The 18562-nt window shown below is 61.3% G+C and carries 17 protein-coding genes and 1 pseudogene; 15 read left to right on the top strand and 3 right to left on the bottom strand.

The genetic code is table 11. The features are described from left to right. Positions 1-66: 66 nt before the first annotated feature. Positions 67-864, bottom strand: coding sequence for a transporter substrate-binding domain-containing protein (locus tag RWK44_RS02990; protein WP_222061670.1), 798 nt, complete (start codon positions 862-864; stop codon positions 67-69). 84 nt (positions 865-948) lie between these two features. Next, positions 949-2010, bottom strand: coding sequence for an agmatinase (speB, locus tag RWK44_RS02985; RefSeq protein WP_222061668.1), 1062 nt, complete (start codon positions 2008-2010; stop codon positions 949-951). A gap of 111 nt (positions 2011-2121) precedes the next feature. On the opposite strand from speB, the gene RWK44_RS35020 reads away from it, so the two are divergent. The 3 genes from RWK44_RS35020 (at position 2122) to RWK44_RS02970 (ending at position 3994) form a co-directional block, all read left to right on the top strand. Next, entirely contained in the window at positions 2122-2613 is a 492-nt protein-coding gene (locus RWK44_RS35020; RefSeq protein ID WP_246621887.1) for a TOBE domain-containing protein, read from the top strand. Beyond that, on the top strand, positions 2594-3463 hold the full coding sequence (locus tag RWK44_RS02975) for a LysR family transcriptional regulator (RefSeq protein ID WP_206105857.1): 870 nt from the start codon (positions 2594-2596) through the stop codon (positions 3461-3463). Before RWK44_RS35020 ends, RWK44_RS02975 begins: the two co-directional genes overlap by 20 nt. A gap of 177 nt (positions 3464-3640) precedes the next feature. Beyond that, entirely contained in the window at positions 3641-3994 is a 354-nt protein-coding gene (locus RWK44_RS02970; protein ID WP_131661277.1) for a RidA family protein, read from the top strand. Between the two features lie 128 nt (positions 3995-4122). Here the strand turns inward: RWK44_RS02970 and RWK44_RS02965 are convergent, their stop codons facing one another. Then, the gene (locus RWK44_RS02965; RefSeq protein ID WP_131661276.1) at positions 4123-4614 is read right to left on the bottom strand and encodes a hypothetical protein; all 492 of its coding nucleotides are present in this window, start codon (positions 4612-4614) and stop codon (positions 4123-4125) included. A 315-nt stretch (positions 4615-4929) separates the two neighbouring features. Between RWK44_RS02965 and sdhC the strand changes: the two genes are divergently transcribed. The 12 genes and pseudogenes from sdhC (at position 4930) to odhB (ending at position 18555) form a co-directional block, all read left to right on the top strand. Next, entirely contained in the window at positions 4930-5325 is a 396-nt protein-coding gene (gene sdhC, locus RWK44_RS02960; RefSeq protein WP_025396296.1) for a succinate dehydrogenase, cytochrome b556 subunit, read from the top strand. 10 nt (positions 5326-5335) lie between these two features. Next, positions 5336-5716, top strand: coding sequence for a succinate dehydrogenase, hydrophobic membrane anchor protein (gene sdhD, locus RWK44_RS02955; RefSeq protein WP_025396295.1), 381 nt, complete (start codon positions 5336-5338; stop codon positions 5714-5716). A gap of 6 nt (positions 5717-5722) precedes the next feature. After that, positions 5723-7564, top strand: coding sequence for a succinate dehydrogenase flavoprotein subunit (gene sdhA / locus RWK44_RS02950; RefSeq protein ID WP_221999429.1), 1842 nt, complete (start codon positions 5723-5725; stop codon positions 7562-7564). 18 nt (positions 7565-7582) lie between these two features. Next, positions 7583-8362, top strand: a complete 780-nt coding sequence (locus RWK44_RS02945; RefSeq protein ID WP_003567268.1) for a succinate dehydrogenase iron-sulfur subunit — start codon at positions 7583-7585, stop codon at positions 8360-8362. Between the two features lie 388 nt (positions 8363-8750). Then, positions 8751-9260: a protease inhibitor Inh/omp19 family protein gene (locus tag RWK44_RS02940; protein WP_316028342.1), complete on the top strand. Its 510-nt coding sequence runs from the start codon at positions 8751-8753 to the stop codon at positions 9258-9260. A 44-nt stretch (positions 9261-9304) separates the two neighbouring features. Continuing rightward, entirely contained in the window at positions 9305-10468 is a 1164-nt protein-coding gene (gene zapE, locus RWK44_RS02935; protein ID WP_222009755.1) for a cell division protein ZapE, read from the top strand. A 177-nt stretch (positions 10469-10645) separates the two neighbouring features. After that, positions 10646-11608, top strand: a complete 963-nt coding sequence (gene mdh, locus RWK44_RS02930) for a malate dehydrogenase (RefSeq protein ID WP_003543522.1) — start codon at positions 10646-10648, stop codon at positions 11606-11608. Between the two features lie 36 nt (positions 11609-11644). After that, positions 11645-12838 carry an ADP-forming succinate--CoA ligase subunit beta gene (gene sucC, locus RWK44_RS02925; RefSeq protein ID WP_011653813.1) on the top strand — a complete coding sequence of 398 codons (1194 nt, stop codon included), beginning with the start codon at positions 11645-11647 and terminating at the stop codon, positions 12836-12838. A gap of 19 nt (positions 12839-12857) precedes the next feature. Continuing rightward, positions 12858-13760, top strand: coding sequence for a succinate--CoA ligase subunit alpha (sucD, locus tag RWK44_RS02920; protein WP_065281498.1), 903 nt, complete (start codon positions 12858-12860; stop codon positions 13758-13760). Between the two features lie 168 nt (positions 13761-13928). Then, positions 13929-16913 carry a 2-oxoglutarate dehydrogenase E1 component gene (locus RWK44_RS02915; protein ID WP_168268443.1) on the top strand — a complete coding sequence of 995 codons (2985 nt, stop codon included), beginning with the start codon at positions 13929-13931 and terminating at the stop codon, positions 16911-16913. A 15-nt stretch (positions 16914-16928) separates the two neighbouring features. After that, positions 16929-17238, top strand: a pseudogene (locus RWK44_RS02910) (YciI family protein). A 39-nt stretch (positions 17239-17277) separates the two neighbouring features. Then, positions 17278-18555, top strand: coding sequence for a 2-oxoglutarate dehydrogenase complex dihydrolipoyllysine-residue succinyltransferase (gene odhB / locus RWK44_RS02905; protein WP_132611230.1), 1278 nt, complete (start codon positions 17278-17280; stop codon positions 18553-18555). Positions 18556-18562: the final 7 nt, after the last annotated feature.

Genomic DNA, 18562 nt, shown 5'->3' with positions numbered 1-18562 from the left:
CATGATGCCACCGCAATCGCCTGCAGTTTTCGGCATCACGCTCAGGTGAGTGGGAGGCCGTGCTCGTCAGTCCTTCAGGTTTTCAGGGTTGAGCGGCGCTTTCAGCCAGCTCTTCGAGCTTGCGTCGAGCGAACCATCGGAGATCATTGCGGCGACGCTGTCGTTGACAACCTTCTTCAGGCCTTCCTCGCCCTTGCGGAGCGCGATGTGCGAGGGGGAGCTGAGGAGCTGGAACTTCTGCTCCGGCTTCAGCTCCTCCTGTCGTGCGAGAACCTGCGCACCGACATCGTTGCCGACGACCATCAACTGGGTCTGGCCGGAAATGAAGGCCTGGATGACCGAATTATAGTTCTCGAAACGCTGGATCGCAGCCGAGCCGGGGGCGACGGCCGTCAGCGACGTGTCTTCGAGCGTCCCACGATTGACGGCAACGGTCTTGTCGGCGAGGTCTTCCTTGCCGCTGACCTTCAGCGCAGCCGGACCAATGACGGCGATATAATAGGGAGCGTACGGGGCCGCAAAATCGATAACCTCGGCGCGCTCCTTCGAATAGCCGACGCTCATCAGCAGGTCGACGCGGTCGTCGTTCAGGTAGGCGATCCTGTTCTGGCCAGTAACGCTGACCAGATTGAGTTTCACGCCGAGCCCGTCGGCGATCTTCTGAGCGACATCGACGTCATAGCCCTTGATGCTCATATCGGCGCTTGCCGAAGAGAAGGGCGGGAAATCGGAGAAGATGCCGATGTTGATCTCGCCTGCGGCCTTGATATCGGCAAGTTCGTCGGCCTGTGCGGCCCCTGCCAGAATGCCGAACAGGGCAATTGCCGCGGTGGCGGTGTAGCGCAATTTCATAAGAGCAGTCATGTCGTTCCCCTTTTTGAGACGTGTTGTGCGACAGGTGATGGATGGCAGCGGGCACGAGGCACGCTGCCGTTGTGGAGCTGGTTCTCAGGTCAGCTTTGTCCTGACCGCGGGACTGAACATCGCGAGGCACAGGAGTTCGAAAAACACCTGCGCCGCGATCTGCGCGGTGTTGGTGGTGTTGTCGTATTGCGGCGCGATTTCCACGACGTCGCCGCCGACGAGGTTGATGCCCTTGAAGCCGCGCAGCAGAGTCAGGGCTTCCCTCGGCTGAAGCCCGCCGACTTCCGGCGTGCCGGTTCCCGGGGCGAAGGCCGGATCGAGGCTATCCACGTCGAAACTGAGATAGGTCGGACCGGCACCGACTACCTCCAGAGCCTTTGCGATCACCGCCCTGAGCCCCATCTCCGCCACCTCTTCGGCGTGAATGACGGTCATGCCGGAGGCAAAGGAGAACTCCCAGAGATATTCGCCGCCACCGCGGATGCCGATCTGGATCGTACGCTTCGGATCGAGCACGCCCGCCAGAACCGCCTCACGGAAAGGCGCGCCGTGATGGAACTTGGAGCCCTCATAGGGACCGGCGGTGTCGCAATGAGCGTCGATGTGGATCATGCCTACCGGCTGGCTGGCCGCCAGGCCCTTGAGGATGGCGCCGGAGATCGAATGGTCGCCGCCGACCGACAGCGGGATGACCCCGGTTGCCGCGATCATCCGGTAGCAGGCCTCGATGTCGGCATGGCACTCGGCCAGGTCGAACCGGCTGCGCATCGGCACGTCGCCGACATCGGCGACCTTTAACCCTCCCATCGGCGCGACACGCAGAACATGTTCGTAGGGGCCTATACGCTCGATCGCCCGGACGGCCCGCGGCCCCAGCCGCGCGCCGGCGCGATTGGTGACGCCGAGGTCCATCGGCACACCGATCAAAGCCACGTCAAGCGCCTCAAGCACCTCGGGCCGCAAGCCGTTCTCGATGAAACGGGCATCCAGAAAGGTCGCGGGATCGGCGAAGGGCCATTTGCGGCTGTCGCCGTCCTTGAATACGCTCGCCGCCACGGCGCGGAAGTGCTGATCTTCCATCTCCCCGCCTGCAGCGCTGCCGAAGCGCTTTCTCAAGTCCTCCAGAAAGTCATGGTCAATGGTCAAGGCAGGCTCCCACGGTATGATGCTGCCATCATCATCGGGGCCGCCCGCTTCTCTTGGAACCGCGAAAATTCGAGAGGGGATATAACGATTCTTGATAGCTTGGATCCGTCGATGCTCCGCGATGCGGGTAATGCGTTCATCGGTATGTTCAGAAAACTTTATAAGCCGGCGAGTATTTTCCCACTATCGCGGTTGGAAACCTCAGGCGCCGCCGAGACTTGGGTGAGGCCGGAAAGCGTCGAGATGTCGTCCGGCGCTCCGGATGCCGGAGCCATGCCCGGACGCGTTGCCGACGTCGTGACACTCGGTGCCTTCAGGCATGTCGTTCTGGACCTCGTCAGTGGCGACCGGATAATCTCGGCTTGCCCGAACCGTCCAGACATAACCTTCGCTCGCGGGCAGGAGATCAGCGTTTCGATTCCGCCCCAGGCTGCGTTCTATTCGCGCAATAAGCTGGCATTGACCGGGCGCAGCTTGCGCTCGCCCGGGGATAAGGGTCACCAGTTGCCGGAAGGACATGGTTCGTCCAATATCCACTTACGGGCAGAGAGGCCCTCGGCTCTCGAGCGCCACAAAGTATGGAATGCGGCTTCTGATGCTTGATCTTGATTCCTACCTGCTTCGTGCATTTCTGACCGTCGCGGAGATCGGCACCGTCAATCGAGCAGCCGTCAAGCTGAACAGAACGCAGGCGGCCGTGAGCATGCAGATCCGCAAGCTGGAGGAGCTTGTCGGCGTTACGCTGTTTTCGCGTTCATCAAAGGGCCTCGAGCTGACGAGCCATGGGCAGATCATGCTGGCTTATGCCCGCGAAATGGTCGCCCTCAGCGACGAGGTCGGGAAAAGGCTGACAGGCAAGATGATCGAGGACCGCATTCGCCTCGGCGTCGTTGAGGACTTCGCAGCCGGCCACCTGATCGACATTCTTAGTGCCTTCAGAGCCCAGAACCCGAAGGTCGAGATCGACATCATTGTCGAGCCGAATCGCCGCCTCGCCAAACTGTTTGAAGACAGGAAGCTGGATCTCGTGGTTTGCGACATCACCTGCCTCTCGCGAAAACCGACCCTGATCTGGACTGAATATTTGATGTGGACGGTTAGATCCGACTTTGTGGCGGATACGGAAAAACCGCTTCCGATCATCATGTTCGAGGAGGAGTGCCCCTGGACGCTCCCGACGATTGCGGCTCTGTCCCAGCGGAACGTCAAATGGAAGACGGCGTGTGTCGCATCGACGCTGGTGGCCATGGCGACCGCGGTTCGCGTCGGTATCGGCATCGCGCCAATGATGCTCACCACGAAACCGGAGGGCTGCCGGACGCTTGACAGATCGGCGGATCTGCCCGGTCCGGTGCGCATCGAGATCGGTCTCTATGCTCAACCCGAGACGGCCGAAGGCGCGCGCTACCTTGTGGACTTCATTTCGCGGCATACGGCCATATTGTCCAGCTAGAACATGATGCCGAAAAGCGTGATCGGTTTTCGGACAACATCCTGTTCCGGGAGCGTTCAGCTTCCATTATATCGGGTCAATTTAATTCGCTCTACCGGACTGGCGAGCGAAGCCCCACAGTGATCCATGAAGGGTCGACGGCCCAATCTCAAGCATTCATGGAAGTCTGCGAATACGATGATGGGGCAAGCCAAAGTTGACGAAACCCTCCTCGCGGCTGCCGCCTATCTGCCCGGCCAGGTCGCAAACCTCACGAGGGGAGCGAGCTTGACGGCGCAAACCAACGAAATATTGGAGCGCATCGATGATATGCTGCTGCGCGAAGGTACCGACAAGTCAGAGATCATTCTCGCCAACATCTGGCTCAGGGACCTTGCCTCATTCGAGGAAATGAACAGAGCCTGGGATGCTTGGATGCCGGATAGCGGAACGCCACGGCGGGCGACGTTTGAGGACAAGAATCTCCCGCCGATGTGCGCCATCCGTATTGACATAGCCGCGTCGCGAAAGAGTGGGTCCGGGCAAATTTGAGCTGCCCGTGTTCGTCATCACACTCTAAAGCGCGTCGCGATTCGTTCAGATTCGCTCCTCGCGCTTTAGGTCTTTGTTTCCCGCATGTCGTTGTCGCAAAACCGCGGCACACTTTTGCGCGACATGCTCTAAGGCCGGATGACGCAGACATTGGCCTCGTAGGCGCAGGGATCGTCCTGCACTGCAATATCGATGACTTTCGCTTTCGGGGCTAGCGGCTCAGGCCGCGCAGGGGGATAGAAGCCGTAGCGCTCGCCGCCGACATAGGTTCCGCCATCAGCCTGATAGACGTAAGACGTGCCGGCATAGGTGTCGCCGCCGTCGCTTTGCGGCTGGGGTGCGACGATGATGATATTGTTGCGGGTGACGCGGTTGGTCGCCGGCGAGGAAAAATGTTGCAGGAACGGCATCCGTTCTTTGCGGTTCCGAGATCGATAGGCGTTGTCGAAGCGGATGCCGCGATTGCGCCAGTTCACACGTTCGCCGAGAAGCAGTCCGCCATGAAAAGCGTGGCGGTGGTCGGAAAAGCGACGATCATGACGGCGGTCGCCGGCTTCGGCGGGAAGTGCAGCGAGTGCTGACAGGGCAAGCAGGGCGACTGCGGTCAGACTGCGAAACATGGGTGGCCGGCCTCCGGAATTCCGATCCCTAACAAATCGTTAACGCCAGATTGCGCCAAAAGCCAGAGCTTGTCCATTCGGGTCGGACAACCGGCACAAAATTTGAGCGGAAAAGACCAGTTTCCTTAGCCTGCAAACTTCCCGGTAACGCGAATCGATTAAATTAAAAGCAGACAGCGATTGTGCTTGTCGTCGGCGGTTCCGGTGATTAAACGTCGCAATTGATGCAACGCACACAGAGAATTTTGTCATTCGTGTGGTTGACTGAGCATGCTCCGAAATCCGGGAGCGCAGAGAAGCCGCCGCGAGGTTCTGATGGCGAACGTGACAAATAACCGGCCCCTATCGCCGCATCTGCAAATCTACAAACCTATTCCCACCATGGTCATGTCCATCGTTCACCGCATTACCGGTAGCGCGCTCTACGTCGGCACGCTGCTCGTCGCCTGGTGGCTGATCGCGGCGGCAAGCGGCCAGGGCTCCTATGACTGGGCCAACTGGGTGCTCGGCAGCCTTCTCGGCAAGCTCGTGCTTCTCGGCTACACTTGGGCGCTGCTGCACCACATGCTCGGCGGCTTCCGCCATCTCATGTGGGACCTCGGCTATGGCTTCGGGAAAGAATTCTCGACCAAGCTCGCCATCGCCAACATCATCGGGTCGCTCTGTCTGACCGTGCTGGTCTGGGTGATCGGCTTCCTCATTCGCTTCTGAAGGTCCTCTCATGGATATGCGCACCCCCCTCGGCAAGGTTCGCGGGCTCGGCTCCGCCAAGGACGGCACGGATCATTTCTGGCGTCAGCGACTGACGGCCGTCGCCAATGTTCCGCTCATCCTGTTCTTCGTCATCTTCATGCTCGCCTATGCCGGCGCGCCTTATGCGGATGTGGTTCGCGCGCTGTCGAACCCCTTCGTCGCGGTCGTCATGGGGCTGATGGTGATCTCGGGCGTCATTCACATGAGGCTCGGCATGCAGGCCATCATCGAGGATTATGTGCATGGCGAGTTCGGCAAAGTCGCTCTGCTGATGCTGAACACGTTCTTCGCGATCCTGATTGCCGGCCTCTGTCTCTTCGCCATTCTGAAAATCGCATTCGTAGGATAAGCTGACATGGCACCGACTTCACCCGCCCAGAATGGCAAGGCCTACAAGTATGTCGATCACTCCTACGACGTGATCGTCGTCGGCGCCGGTGGCGCCGGGCTGCGCGCCACGCTCGGCATGGCCGAGCAGGGTTTCCGCACGGCCTGCATCACCAAGGTATTCCCGACCCGTTCGCATACGGTCGCGGCCCAGGGCGGCATCGCCGCCTCGCTGCGCAACATGACGCCGGATAGCTGGCAGTGGCACCTCTACGACACCGTCAAGGGTTCCGACTGGCTCGGCGACGTCGACGCCATGCAGTATCTCACCATGGAAGCGCCGAAGGCGGTCTATGAGCTCGAGCACTACGGCGTGCCGTTCTCGCGCAACGAGGAAGGCAAGATCTATCAGCGCCCGTTCGGCGGCCACATGCAGAATTACGGCGAAGGCCCGCCGGTACAGCGCACCTGCGCCGTTGCCGACCGTACCGGCCACGCCATTCTGCATACGCTCTACGGCCAGTCGCTGCGCAACAATGCCGAATTCTTCATCGAGTATTTCGCGCTCGATCTGATCATGTCGGAAGACGGCAGCCGCTGCATCGGCGTCGTTGCCTGGTGCCTCGATGACGGCACGATCCATCGCTTCGCCGCCAAGATGGTTGTGCTGGCGACCGGCGGCTACGGCCGCGCCTATTTCTCGGCAACATCAGCCCATACCTGCACCGGCGACGGCGGCGGCATGGTGGCGCGCGCCGGCCTGCCGCTGCAGGACATGGAATTCGTCCAGTTCCATCCGACCGGCATCTACGGTTCGGGCTGTCTGATCACCGAAGGCGCGCGCGGCGAAGGCGGTTACCTCGTCAACTCCGAGGGCGAGCGCTTCATGGAGCGTTATGCCCCTTCGGCCAAGGACCTTGCCTCGCGCGACGTCGTTTCGCGCTGCATGACGCTGGAAATCCGCGAAGGCCGCGGTGTCGGCAAGGCGAAGGATCACATTTTCCTGCATCTCGATCATCTCGATCCGGCCGTTCTTCATGAACGTCTGCCGGGGATTTCCGAGAGCGCCAAGATCTTCGCCGGCGTCGACGTCACGCGCGAACCGATTCCGGTTCTGCCGACCGTTCACTACAATATGGGCGGCATTCCCACGAATTATTGGGGCGAAGTGCTGAACGCCGACGGCGCCAATCCTGAACGGATCATCCCCGGCCTGATGGCTGTGGGTGAAGCCGGCTGCGCCTCGGTGCACGGCGCGAACCGCCTCGGCTCCAACTCGCTGATCGACCTCGTGGTCTTCGGCCGGGCCGCTGCGATCCGCGCCGGCGAGGTGATCGACCGCGCAGCCCCGATTCCCCATCTCAACGTCGCAGCCTGCGATCAGATCATGGACCGCTTCGACGGTCTGCGCCACGCCAGCGGCGGCACGCCGACGGCGGAATTGCGCGAGAAGATGCAGCGCGCCATGCAGGAAGACGCCGCCGTCTTCCGCACGCAGGAGTCGCTGGAATCCGGTTGCCGGCGCATTTCGGCGATCTGGGGCGAGATGAAGGACATCAAGGTCACCGACCGCTCGATGATCTGGAACTCCGATCTGGTCGAGACGCTGGAGCTGCAGAACCTGATGGCCAATGCCATCACGACGATCTATGGCGCCGAGGCCCGCAAGGAGAGCCGCGGTTCGCATGCACGCGAGGACTATACCGAGGGTGCATTCGCCGGCCGCGACGACGTCAACTGGCGCAAGCACACACTCGCCTGGGTGAACGAGGCAGGCGACGTGAAACTCGACTACCGGCCTGTTCACACCGAGCTCATCGCCGAAGGCATCGATCCGCACAAGATCGAGCCGAAGGCGCGCGTGTACTGATCTCAAGAGGAACCGGACATGGTTGAACTCGCTCTCCCCAAGAATTCTCAGATGCGCGAAGGCAAGGTCTGGCCGAAGCCGGCGGGTGCCAAGAACACCCGCGAATTCCGCGTCTACCGCTGGAGCCCGGACGACGGTCAGAACCCGTCGATCGACACCTTCTACATCGATGTCGACGATTGCGGGCCAATGGTGCTCGACGGTCTTCTCTATATCAAGAACAAGATCGATCCGACGCTGACGCTGCGCCGCTCCTGTCGCGAGGGCATTTGCGGCTCCTGCGCGATGAATATCGACGGCACGAACACGCTCGCCTGCACCAAGGGCCTCGACGATATCAAGGGTGCGGTGAAGATCTATCCGCTGCCGCATCTGCCCGTCGTCAAGGATCTGGTTCCCGACCTCACCAACTTCTATGCCCAGCACCGTTCGATCGAGCCATGGCTGAAGACGGTGTCGCCGGCGCCGGCCAAGGAGTGGAAGCAGAGCCACGAGGACCGGCAGAAGCTCGATGGCCTTTATGAATGCATCCTCTGCGCCTGCTGCTCGACCTCCTGTCCGAGCTACTGGTGGAACGGCGACCGCTATCTCGGTCCGGCCGTTCTGCTGCAGGCCTATCGCTGGCTGATCGATTCCAGAGACGAGGCGACCGGCGAGCGCCTCGATAATCTCGAGGATCCGTTCCGTCTCTATCGCTGCCACACGATCATGAACTGCGCGCAGACCTGCCCGAAGGGCCTCAATCCGGCCAAGGCGATCGCCGAAATCAAGAAGATGATGGTCGAGCGTCGGGTTTGATCGGCATGCATGCCGCTGGCGGAATCGACGGCTTCGATCCCGAAGCCGTCACCGCGATCAGGTCGAGGCTTACCTCGGTGCGCGAACAGGGCCTCCGCATCGGTGCTGGTGCAATCCTTCTCCAGGGTTCGCCGGGGCGCGCTATTCCGAGAGACATTGCGGGAGTTCGACAGGGATCCTGACAGAGATGAACGCGGGCAACACCTTGCTGACAAATTCTATGTGCAGGAAGTTTTGCAGCGGGACAGTTGAACTGTATCGTTTTTCGGTTAGTTGTTGTCTCGGGCAATTTATGCTGCCCGACTTGATTAACCAAAGCGAATTACGATAATCGGACTTGTCTCACGCCCGTTTCTCTACGGCGATGGCCGAATTCAGGAGTATGATGATGCAGTTGCGATATGCGATGACAGGTCTGGTGGTGGCTCTCGCGCTAGCCGGTTGTCAGCGTACGGCATATGATTACAGCTCCAGTGCCGGCCCGGCGCCGTTGACGGCGCAGCCGGTTCCCTCGGTGCAGGGTGGGCAGCTTCCGCCGCCAACCGGCAGTTCGCAGTTTCCGGCCGCGCCGACGACGACGGCGCCGATGCCGGGCGCTCAGCCTGGCGCAATGGCCGCGAATGCGCTCGATATCACCAAGGAATCGATGGTCGGAAGCTGGCGTGTCAACGGCAGCTGCGACATGTTCCTGACGCTCACCAATCTCGGCAGCGGTTCGCGCGGCGGAACGCGCGGCTGCGTCGGCGAGCTGACGGCGATGGGCTCCTGGGAGGTCGCCGGCAAGCAGGTGCTGCTCAAGGACCGCTCGGGCAACCAGCTCGGCAGCGTCTACAAGACGGCCGACAACCGCTTTGAGGGACAGACGAGCACAGGTCAGTCGATCAGTCTCAGCCGGTAAATATTCCGGCGGGTCGCCGTTGACTGACAGGCGGATATGCCCCCATGCAACCAATGCCGGATTATGCGCTCAGCGTCTGCGAACAGCTTAAAGCGCTGACCGCATCGGGCGCCCTCCAGGTCGATTCCGCTCAGATGGATGTGGCAAAGAACCTTGACCGGGTGCTCGCCGGGCTGAAGCAGCGGCGGCCGGCGGCAAAATCGAGCGCGCTCGGCTGGCTGTTTGCCGCCAAGAAGAAATCCGCCGACGGCATCAAGGGGCTTTACATCCACGGCAGCGTCGGGCGCGGCAAGACCATGCTGATGGATATGTTCTTCGCCATGGCGCCGTGCAGGAAGAAGCGCCGGGCGCATTTCCACGAATTCATGGCGGATGTGCACAACCGCATCGCGGCGCACAGGCTGAAGCTCAAGAACGGCGAGACGACACAGGCCGATCCGATGCCGCCGGTCGCCGCAGCGCTCTACGACGAGGCGGAACTGCTCTGCTTCGACGAGTTCACGGTCACCGACATCGCCGATGCGATGATCCTGTCACGGTTGTTCTCCGAGCTTTTCGCGCGCGGATGTGTGCTGGTCGCGACCTCGAATGTCGAGCCCGACAATCTCTACATGGATGGTCTCAATCGCGGCCTCTTCCTGCCCTTCGTCGCGTTGCTCAAGCAGCATGTCGATGTCGTCACCCTGGGTTCGCCGACCGACTACCGGATGGAGAAGCTGAGCAGCCAGCCGGTCTATCTGGTGCCGATCAACGAGCATAACGACATGGCGATGGATGCGTCCTGGACGCAGGCGCTGCATGGGCGCAAGGCGCAGCCGCTGGATATTCCGATGAAGGGGCGCCACATCCATGTGCCGCTCGCCGTCGACCGCATGGCGCGGTTCTCTTTCACCGATCTTTGCGACAAACCGCTCGGGGCGGTTGACTTCCTGGCCATCGCCGAGCGCTACGATACGGTCTTCGTCGATCACATTCCCTTGCTCGGGCCGGAAAAGCGGAACCAGATCAAACGGTTCATCATTATGGTCGATACGTTCTACGATCATGCCGTGCGGCTTTACGTTTCCGCGGCGGCCATGCCGGAGGAACTGCTGCTGCAACGTCGGGGCACCGAGGGCTTCGAATTCGACCGCACGGCGTCGCGCCTGTTCGAGATGCGCAGTGCGGAATATCTTGCGCTGCACCATGAGAAACGCGCCGCAGAGTAACAATTTGGTGACAGAATACCTTACGTTTACGTAAGAATTTTTGTATCTAAACGATTGAAAACGCTGCATCAAAAATAATGAATTGCCATTTTTTGGCTTTGGGTCTATGCGATTGCGTCATTGGGCGGTGCCTTGCGCGTCCGTTCGACGAATTTGATCGCAAAGGAAACAGCGAAAATGGCGCGTAACAAGATCGCACTCATTGGTTCTGGCATGATTGGTGGCACGCTGGCGCACCTCGCCGGCCTGAAGGAACTGGGCGACATCGTTCTCTTCGACATCGCGGACGGTATTCCCCAGGGCAAGGGTCTCGATATTTCCCAATCGTCGCCGGTCGAAGGCTTCGACGTCAATCTGACGGGCGCCAGCGACTATTCCGCGATCGAAGGTGCTGACGTCTGCATCGTCACGGCGGGCGTCGCCCGCAAGCCCGGCATGAGCCGCGACGATCTTCTCGGCATCAACCTCAAGGTCATGGAGCAGGTCGGCGCCGGCATCAAGAAATATGCGCCGAACGCCTTCGTGATCTGCATCACCAATCCGCTCGACGCCATGGTCTGGGCGCTGCAGAAGTTTTCCGGCCTTCCGGCCAACAAGGTCGTCGGCATGGCCGGCGTTCTCGACTCCTCGCGTTTCCGTCTTTTCCTCGCCAAGGAATTCAACGTGTCCGTCCAGGACGTCACGGCCTTCGTTCTCGGCGGCCACGGCGACACGATGGTGCCGCTCGCCCGCTATTCGACGGTCGGCGGCATTCCGCTCACCGATCTCGTCACCATGGGCTGGGTCACCAAGGAGCGCCTCGAAGAGATCATCCAGCGTACCCGTGACGGCGGCGCCGAAATCGTCGGCCTGCTGAAGACCGGCTCGGCCTATTACGCCCCGGCCGCCTCGGCGATCGAAATGGCCGAATCCTACCTCAAGGACAAGAAGCGCGTTCTGCCTTGTGCTGCCCACCTCTCCGGTCAGTACGGCGTCAAGGACATGTATGTCGGCGTTCCCACCGTCATCGGCGCCGGCGGCGTCGAGCGCATCATCGAGATCGATCTCAACAAGACCGAGAAGGAAGCCTTCGACAAGTCCGTCGGCGCCGTCGCCGGTCTCTGCGAAGCCTGCATCAACATCGCGCCTGCCCTCAAGTAGTCGCTGGGCTGAAGTAATCGAAACAGGGATACACCCATGAACATTCATGAATATCAGGCCAAGGCTCTGCTGAAGGGTTATGGCGCGCCGGTTGCCGAAGGTGTGGCTATTCTCAAGGTTGAAGAAGCCGAGGCTGCCGCCAAGTCTCTTCCCGGTCCGCTTTACGTGGTCAAGAGCCAGATCCATGCCGGCGGCCGCGGCAAGGGCAAGTTCAAGGAACTGTCACCGGAAGCCAAGGGCGGCGTGCGGCTCGCCAAGTCGATCGACGAAGTCGTCGCCCATGCCAAGGAAATGCTGGGCAACACGCTGGTGACGGCGCAGACCGGCGAAGCCGGCAAGCAGGTCAACCGGCTGTACATCGAAGACGGCGCCGACATCGCTCGCGAGCTTTATTGCTCGCTGCTGGTCGACCGCTCGGTCGGTCGCGTGGCTTTCGTGGTCTCCACCGAAGGCGGCATGGACATCGAAGCTGTCGCCCACGACACGCCCGAAAAAATCCAGACGATCGCCATCGATCCTGAAGCCGGCGTGACGGCTGCCGACGTTGCTGCGATCTCCAAGGCTTTTGAGCTCGAGGGTGCTGCCGCCGAAGACGCCAAGACGCTTTTCCCGATGCTCTATAAGGCTTTCGGCGAGAAGGACATGGCTCTGCTGGAGATCAATCCGCTGATCGTCATGAAGGACGGCCACCTGCGCGTCCTCGATGCCAAGATGTCTTTCGATGGCAATGCGCTCTTCCGTCACGACGACGTTAAGGTGCTGCGCGACGAGACCGAAGAAGACGCCAAGGAAATCGAGGCCTCGAAGTGGGACCTCGCCTATGTCGCGCTCGACGGCAACATCGGCTGCATGGTCAATGGTGCGGGCCTTGCCATGGCAACGATGGACATCATCAAGCTCTACGGCAAGGAGCCGGCTAACTTCTGCGACGTCGGCGGCGGCGCCGGCAAGGAGAAGGTTGCTGCGGCTTTCAAGATCATCACCGCAGACCCCAAGGTCGAAGGCATTCTCGTCAACATCTTCGGCGGCATCATGAAGTGCGACGTCATTGCCGAGGGCGTGATTGCCGCGGTCAAGGAAGTCGGCCTCAAGGTTCCGCTCGTCGTGCGCCTTGAAGGCACCAATGTCGAGCTCGGCAAGAAGATCCTGAACGAGTCGGGTCTGGCGATCACGGCGGCTGACGACTTGGACGATGCGGCCAAGAAGATCGTCGCGGCGATCAACGGCTAATTTTGAAGGATCTGAAAGAATGTCTATTCTCGTCAATAAAGACACCAAGGTCCTCGTTCAGGGTCTGACCGGCAAGACCGGCACGTTCCACACCGAACAGGCGCTTGCTTACTACGGCACGCAGATGGTCGGCGGTATCCATCCGAAGAAGGGTGGCGAAACCTGGACCGGCGCAAAGGGCGAAAGCCTGCCGATCTTCGCAACCGTTGCCGAGGGCAAGGAAAAGACCGGCGCCAACGCGACCGTCATCTATGTCCCGCCGGCGGGAGCCGCAGACGCGATCATCGAGGCGATCGACGCCGAGATCCCGTTCATCACCTGCATCACCGAAGGCATCCCGGTCATGGACATGGTGCGGGTCAAGGCTCGCCTCGACCGCTCCAAGTCGCGGCTGCTCGGTCCAAACTGCCCGGGTATCATGACGCCGGAAGAATGCAAGATCGGCATCATGCCGGGCTCGATCTTCCGCAAGGGTTCGGTCGGTATCGTTTCCCGCTCGGGCACGCTGACCTATGAAGCCGTGTTCCAGACCTCCAATGAAGGTCTCGGCCAGACGACGGCCGTCGGTATCGGCGGCGACCCGGTCAAGGGCACCGAGTTCATCGACGTCCTGGAAATGTTCCTGGCCGATGAAGCGACCCAGTCGATCATCATGATCGGTGAAATCGGTGGTGCGGCTGAAGAAGACGCAGCCCAGTTCCTCAAGGACGAAGCCAAGAAGGGCCGCAAGAAACCGATGGCTGGCTTCATTGCCGGCCGTACGGCGCCGAAGGGCCGCACCATGGGCCATGCCGGCGCTGTGGTTTCCGGCGGCAAGGGCGATGCGGAATCGAAGATCGCGGCGATGGAATCGGCAGGCATCAAGGTATCGCCCTCTCCGGCCCGCCTCGGCAAGACGCTGGTTGAAGTCCTCAAGGGCTAAGCCACCTATATAGACCGGGCGGAGGAACGGCATCTGTGCTCCCGCCCGGCCTCGACACGAGACCAGCAGATGCGCCGCGGACAGGCGGCAATCGGAATGCGGCAGCCGGCCATCAAGCCGGCAAATTCATCAAAGTCAGGAGGCGGACGGAAGCGTCCGCATATCACCATGGCACGGCAAGAAGCCAACGAGCAGTTTCAGATCACCTCGTTTCTGGATGGCGCCAACGCTGCCTATATCGAGCAGCTCTACGCGCGGTACGAAGAAGATCCGGCATCGGTCGACGATCAGTGGCGGTCCTTCTTCAAGGCGCTGGAGGAGGATCCCAGCGATGTGAAAAGGGCGGCCAAGGGCGCTTCCTGGCGCAAGAAGAACTGGCCGCTTCAGGCAAGCGGCGATCTGGTATCGGCTCTCGATGGCGACTGGGGCATCGTCGAGAAGGTGATCGAAACCAAGGTCAAGGCCAAGGCCGAAGCTCAGGGCAAGCCTGCCGACAGCACCGAGGTGCTGCAGGCGACGCGCGATTCCGTGCGCGCCATCATGATGATCCGCGCCTACCGCATGCGCGGCCACTTGCATGCCAAGCTCGACCCGCTCGGCATCGCCGCTCCCGTTGACGACTATCACGAACTCTCGGCGGAGAATTACGGCTTCACGGCCGCCGATTACGATCGCAAGATCTTCATCGACAACGTGCTCGGCTTGGAATACGCGACCATCCGCGAGATGATCGGGATCCTTGAGCGCACCTATTGCTCGACGCTCGGCGTCGAATTCATGCATATCTCCAATCCGGAAGAAAAGGCCTGGATCCAGGAGCGCATCGAAGGACCGGACAAGGGTGTGGCCTTTACGCCGGAAGGCAAGAAGGCGATCCTTGCCAAGCTCGTCGAAGCCGAAGGCTACGAACAGTTCCTCGACGTCAAGTTCAAGGGCACGAAGCGTTTCGGTCTCGACGGCGGCGAATCGCTGATCCCGGCGCTGGAGCAGATCCTCAAGCGCGGCGGCCATCTTGGCCTCAAGGAAGCCGTGTTCGGCATGGCCCATCGCGGCCGCCTGAACGTGCTCTCCCAGGTCATGGGCAAGCCGCACCGGGCGATCTTCCACGAGTTCAAGGGCGGCTCGGCCGCTCCTGACGAGGTCGAGGGCTCGGGTGACGTCAAGTACCATCTCGGCGCCTCTTCCGACCGCGAATTCGACGGCAACAAGATCCACGTTTCGCTGACGGCGAACCCGTCGCATCTCGAAATCGTCGATCCCGTCGTCATGGGCAAGGCCCGCGCCAAGCAGGATATGAACGCCACCGTCTGGGACGGCGACATCATCCCGCTTTCCGAACGCGCCAAGGTTCTGCCACTGCTGATCCATGGCGACGCGGCCTTTGCCGGCCAGGGTGTCATTGCCGAAATCCTCGGCCTTTCCGGTCTGCGCGGCCACCGCGTCGCCGGCACCATGCATGTGATCATCAACAACCAGATCGGCTTCACGACCAACCCGGCCTTTTCGCGCTCGTCGCCTTATCCGTCCGACGTCGCCAAGATGATCGAGGCGCCGATCCTGCACGTCAACGGCGACGATCCGGAAGCGGTGGTCTATGGGGCGAAGATCGCCACCGAATTCCGCATGAAGTTCCACAAGCCTGTTGTGCTCGACCTGTTCTGCTACCGCCGCTACGGCCACAATGAAGGCGACGAACCGTCCTTCACGCAGCCGAAGATGTACAAGGTGATCCGCGCCCACAAGACCGTGCTGCAGCTCTATGCGGCCCGTCTCGTCGCCGAGGGCCTGCTGACCGACGGTGAAGTCGAGAAGATGAAGGCCGATTGGCGCCTCCATCTCGAACAGGAATTCGAGGCCGGCCAGCAGTACAAGCCGAACAAGGCCGACTGGCTAGACGGCGAGTGGTCAGGCCTGCGCACGGCCGACAATGCCGACGAGCAACGCCGCGGCAAGACCGCCGTGCCGATGAAGACGCTGAAGGAGATCGGCCGCAAGCTCTCTGAGATCCCGGCTGGCTTCAACGCGCACCGCACGATCCAGCGCTTCATGGAAAACCGCGCCAACATGATCGCCACCGGCGAGGGTATCGACTGGGCGATGGCCGAAGCGCTCTCCTTCGGCGCGCTCTGCGTCGAAGGCAGCAAGATCCGCCTGTCCGGCCAGGATTGTGAACGCGGCACCTTCTCGCAGCGTCACTCGGTTCTCTACGATCAGGAAACCGAAGAGCGTTATATCCCGCTCGCCAATCTTTCGCCGACGCAGGGGCGCTACGAAGTCATCAATTCGATGCTTTCGGAAGAGGCCGTGCTCGGTTTCGAATATGGCTATTCGCTCGCCCGCCCGAATGCGCTGACGCTCTGGGAAGCACAGTTCGGCGATTTCGCCAACGGTGCGCAGGTGGTCTTCGACCAGTTCATCTCGTCGGGCGAACGCAAGTGGCTGCGTATGTCGGGCCTCGTCTGCCTGCTGCCGCACGGCTATGAAGGTCAGGGTCCCGAACACTCCTCGGCCCGCCTCGAGCGTTTCCTGCAGCTTTGCGCGGAAGACAACATGCAGGTCGCCAATGTCACGACGCCGGCGAACTACTTCCACATCCTGCGCCGGCAGCTGAAGCGCGATTTCCGCAAGCCGCTGATCCTGATGACGCCGAAGTCGCTGCTGCGCCACAAGCGGGCGGTTTCGACGCTTGCCGAAATGGCCGGCGAATCCGCCTTCCATCGCCTGCTCTGGGACGATGCCGAGGTGATCAAGGATGGTCCGATCAAGCTGCAGAAGGACAACAAGATCCGCCGCGTCGTCATGTGCTCCGGCAAGGTCTATTACGATCTTCTCGAAGAGCGTGAAAAGCGCGGTATCGACGACGTCTATCTCTTACGTGTCGAACAGCTCTATCCGTTCCCGGCTAAGGCGCTGATCAACGAGCTGTCGCGCTTCCGCAATGCCGAGATGGTCTGGTGCCAGGAAGAGCCGAAGAACATGGGCGCATGGTCGTTCATCGACCCCTTCCTCGAATGGGTGCTCGCCCATATCGACGCGAAATACCAGCGTGTCCGGTATACCGGCCGTCCGGCCGCCGCCTCGCCGGCGACGGGCCTGATGTCCAAGCATCTGTCGCAGCTCGCCGCATTCCTCGAGGATGCATTGGGCGGTTAAAACAAGGGGGGCGCAATGGCTTATTTCTTTCTGAGACCGCAGCCGCCGCGCCCCACTTTCCCGCATGACGGGACCGGGGAGGAAATGGCGGCGATGAAACGCCATGCCGAATACTGGCATCGGAACGCTCTTGCGGGATCGGCGATTATCGTCGGCCCCGTCTTCGAGGGTGAAGGCGCCTGGGGCATGGCGATCGTCGAGGTCGAGGATCAAGGCGGCGGCGCAGGTTCTTGCCGACGGCGATCCGATCATCGCTTCCGGCTTCGGTTTCCGTTTCGATATCCTGCCGATGCCCTCGATCATCTCGCGGCCTCCCGCCGTCTGAAACGCATAAACGAAAACACACGAAATCAGGATCTGAACAATGGCCACAGAAATCCGCGTTCCAACTCTCGGTGAATCCGTCAGCGAGGCAACCGTCGGCACCTGGTTCAAGAAGGTCGGCGACGCCATCAAGGCCGACGAGCCGATTCTCGAGCTTGAAACCGACAAGGTGACCATCGAAGTTCCAGCACCCGCCTCCGGCACGCTTTCGGAAATCGTTGTCGCTGCCGGCGAGACTGTCGGCCTTGGCGCATTGCTCGGCCAGATCGCCGAAGGTGCAGCCGCTGCCGCCGCGCCTGCTGCCGCTGCACCGGCCGCCGCGCCTGCTGCTCCGGCTCCCGCCCAACCGGCCGCTGCTGCTCCGGCCCAGCCGGCGGTTGCCGCCGCTGCTGCGTCGTCGTCGAGCGCCTCCGTCTCCACCATGCCGCCGGCACCGGCAGCTTCGAAGATGCTTGCTGAAAACAACCTTTCCGCCGATCAGGTCGACGGTAGCGGCAAGCGCGGCCAGGTGCTGAAGGGCGACGTCATCGCCGCCGTTGCCAAGGGCATTTCCGCTCCGGCGGCCGCACCGGCGGCGACGCCTGCCGCCGCGCGTGGCCCGTCGACGGTCGAGGATGCCTCGCGCGAAGAGCGCGTGAAGATGACGCGCCTGCGCCAGACGATCGCCAAGCGCCTCAAGGATGCGCAGAATACTGCCGCCATGCTGACCACCTATAACGAGGTGGACATGAAGGCGGTCATGGATCTGCGCAACAAGTACAAGGACATTTTCGAGAAGAAGCACGGCGTCAAGCTTGGCTTCATGGGCTTCTTCACCAAGGCGGTGACGCATGCGCTGAAGGAACTGCCGGCCGTCAACGCCGAAATCGACGGCACCGACGTCATCTACAAGAACTACTGCCATGTCGGCATGGCCGTCGGCACGGACAAAGGTCTCGTCGTTCCCGTCATCCGCGACGCCGACCAGATGTCGATCGCCGAAATCGAGAAGGAGCTCGGCCGTCTTGCCAAGGCAGCCCGTGATGGCTCGCTCTCCATGGCCGACATGCAGGGCGGCACCTTCACCATCACCAATGGCGGCGTCTACGGTTCGCTGATGTCTTCGCCGATCCTCAACGCACCGCAGTCCGGCATTCTCGGCATGCACAAAATCCAGGAGCGGCCGGTTGCGATCGGCGGCCAGGTGGTCATCCGTCCGATGATGTATCTGGCGCTGTCCTACGATCACCGCATGGTCGACGGCAAGGAAGCGGTCACCTTCCTCGTGCGCGTCAAGGAAAGCCTGGAAGATCCGGAACGTCTGGTTCTCGATCTCTAAGGGAGCG

Source organism: Rhizobium sp. 25PS6, from assembly GCF_032464655.1.
In the GTDB taxonomy this organism is placed as follows: domain Bacteria; phylum Pseudomonadota; class Alphaproteobacteria; order Rhizobiales; family Rhizobiaceae; genus Rhizobium; species Rhizobium laguerreae.
Note: the sequence above shows the minus strand (reverse complement) of the source record. Positions and strands in the feature narration are given on the sequence as shown.

Excerpts from the sequence above, each read along its gene's own strand:
- RWK44_RS02975 (WP_206105857.1), top strand. The coding sequence starts at position 2,594 with ATGCGGCTTCTGATGCTTGATCTTGATTCCTACCTGCTTCGTGCATTT.
- sdhC (WP_025396296.1), top strand. The coding sequence starts at position 4,930 with ATGGCGAACGTGACAAATAACCGGCCCCTATCGCCGCATCTGCAAATC.
- RWK44_RS02945 (WP_003567268.1), top strand. The coding sequence starts at position 7,583 with ATGGTTGAACTCGCTCTCCCCAAGAATTCTCAGATGCGCGAAGGCAAG.
- zapE (WP_222009755.1), top strand. The coding sequence starts at position 9,305 with ATGCAACCAATGCCGGATTATGCGCTCAGCGTCTGCGAACAGCTTAAA.
- RWK44_RS02940 (WP_316028342.1), top strand. The coding sequence starts at position 8,751 with ATGCAGTTGCGATATGCGATGACAGGTCTGGTGGTGGCTCTCGCGCTA.
- sucD (WP_065281498.1), top strand. The coding sequence starts at position 12,858 with ATGTCTATTCTCGTCAATAAAGACACCAAGGTCCTCGTTCAGGGTCTG.
- sucC (WP_011653813.1), top strand. The coding sequence starts at position 11,645 with ATGAACATTCATGAATATCAGGCCAAGGCTCTGCTGAAGGGTTATGGC.
- RWK44_RS02965 (WP_131661276.1), bottom strand. The coding sequence starts at position 4,614 with ATGTTTCGCAGTCTGACCGCAGTCGCCCTGCTTGCCCTGTCAGCACTC.
- odhB (WP_132611230.1), top strand. The coding sequence starts at position 17,278 with ATGGCCACAGAAATCCGCGTTCCAACTCTCGGTGAATCCGTCAGCGAG.
- sdhA (WP_221999429.1), top strand. The coding sequence starts at position 5,723 with ATGGCACCGACTTCACCCGCCCAGAATGGCAAGGCCTACAAGTATGTC.
- sdhD (WP_025396295.1), top strand. The coding sequence starts at position 5,336 with ATGGATATGCGCACCCCCCTCGGCAAGGTTCGCGGGCTCGGCTCCGCC.
- RWK44_RS02915 (WP_168268443.1), top strand. The coding sequence starts at position 13,929 with ATGGCACGGCAAGAAGCCAACGAGCAGTTTCAGATCACCTCGTTTCTG.
- RWK44_RS02990 (WP_222061670.1), bottom strand. The coding sequence starts at position 864 with ATGACTGCTCTTATGAAATTGCGCTACACCGCCACCGCGGCAATTGCC.
- RWK44_RS35020 (WP_246621887.1), top strand. The coding sequence starts at position 2,122 with ATGCTCCGCGATGCGGGTAATGCGTTCATCGGTATGTTCAGAAAACTT.
- mdh (WP_003543522.1), top strand. The coding sequence starts at position 10,646 with ATGGCGCGTAACAAGATCGCACTCATTGGTTCTGGCATGATTGGTGGC.
- RWK44_RS02970 (WP_131661277.1), top strand. The coding sequence starts at position 3,641 with ATGATGGGGCAAGCCAAAGTTGACGAAACCCTCCTCGCGGCTGCCGCC.